We start from the raw sequence: 1,834 nt of genomic DNA, 5'->3' as shown, positions 1-1,834 counted from the left end.
AACTCCGATACGATCAGGGTGGTATCCCAACGGCGCCTCCACCTAAGCTGGCGCTCAGGCTTCCTAGGCTCCCACCTATCCTGTACAGATCGTACCAAAGTCCAATATCAAGCTGCAGTAAAGCTCCATGGGGTCTTTCCGTCTTGTCGCGGGTAACCTGCATCTTCACAGGTATTAAAATTTCACCGGATCTCTCGTTGAGACAGCGCCCAAGTCGTTACGCCATTCGTGCGGGTCAGAATTTACCTGACAAGGAATTTCGCTACCTTAGGACCGTTATAGTTACGGCCGCCGTTTACTGGGGCTTCGGTTCATAGCTTCGCCTTGCGGCTAACCACTCCCCTTAACCTTCCAGCACCGGGCAGGCGTCAGCCCGTATACTTCGCCTTGCGGCTTCGCACAGACCTGTGTTTTTGCTAAACAGTCGCTTGGGCCTTTTCACTGCGGCCCCCTCGGGCTATTCACCCTACCGAGGCACCCCTTCTCCCGAAGTTACGGGGTCATTTTGCCGAGTTCCTTAACGAGAGTTCTTCCGCGCGCCTTAGCATGCTCTGCTCGCCTACCTGTGTCGGTTTGCGGTACGGGCACCTTCACCTGGCTAGAAGCTTTTCTTGGCAGCGGGAACACATAACCTTCGGTACTATAATTTTCCCTCCCCATCACAGCCCAGCCTTGCGATGTGCGGATTTGCCTACACATCAGCCTCACTGCTTGGACGGCCTATTCCATCAGGCCGCGTTACTATCCTTCTGCGTCACTCCATTGCTCGTAACGGTTTACGGTGGTACAGGAATATCAACCTGTTGTCCTTCGACTACGCCTTTCGGCCTCGCCTTAGGTCCCGACTTACCCTGGGCGGACGAGCCTTCCCCAGGAACCCTTAGGCTTTCGGCGGACAAGATTCTCACTTGTCTTTTCGTTACTCATACCGGCATTCTCACTTGTGTACTGTCCACCAGTCCTTACGGTCTGACTTCAACCTATACACAACGCTCCCCTACCCAAGTACCTTACGGTACATGCCATAGCTTCGGTGGTGTGTTTAGCCCCGTTACATTTTCGGCGCAGAGTCACTCGACCAGTGAGCTATTACGCACTCTTTAAATGGTGGCTGCTTCTAAGCCAACATCCTGGTTGTCTGTGCAACTCCACATCCTTTCCCACTTAACACACACTTGGGGACCTTAGCTGATGATCTGGGCTGTTTCCCTCTTGACAATGGATCTTAGCACTCACTGTCTGACTCCCGAGGAGCACGTACATGGCATTCGGAGTTTGACTGGACTTGGTAACCCTTGGCGGGCCCCGCACCCAATCAGTGCTCTACCTCCATGACGTTCATACTCGAGGCTAGCCCTAAAGCTATTTCGGGGAGAACCAGCTATCTCCGAGTTCGATTGGAATTTCTCCGCTACCCCCACCTCATCCCCGTACTTTTCAACGTACGTGGGTTCGGGCCTCCAGTGCGTGTTACCGCACCTTCACCCTGGACAGGGGTAGATCACACGGTTTCGGGTCTACGACCACGTACTTATTCGCCCTATTCAGACTCGCTTTCGCTGCGGCTCCGTCTTCCCGACTTAACCTTGCACGTGAACGTAACTCGCCGGTTCATTCTACAAAAGGCACGCCATCACCCATATAGAGGGCTCTGACTTCTTGTAAGCGCACGGTTTCAGGTTCTGTTTCACTCCGCTTCCGCGGTGCTTTTCACCTTTCCCTCACGGTACTGCTTCGCTATCGGTCACTAGGGAGTATTTAGCCTTGGCAGATGGTCCTGCCGGATTCCGACGGGGTTTCACGTGTCCCGCCGTACTCAGGATCCGTCTCGGAG

The 1,834-nt window shown here is 54.1% G+C and carries 1 rRNA gene; it reads right to left on the bottom strand.

Annotated elements, in window-relative coordinates:
* A 23S ribosomal RNA gene (locus SBI19_RS29325) occupies nt 1–1,834 on the bottom strand; the annotation flags it as partial.

The sequence above is a fragment of the Paenibacillus sp. CCS19 genome, from assembly GCF_033239625.1.
In the GTDB taxonomy this organism is placed as follows: Bacteria; Bacillota; Bacilli; order Paenibacillales; family Paenibacillaceae; genus Paenibacillus_T.
The sequence above is the reverse complement of the archived record's forward strand: the minus strand, read 5'-3'. Positions and strand labels throughout refer to the sequence as shown.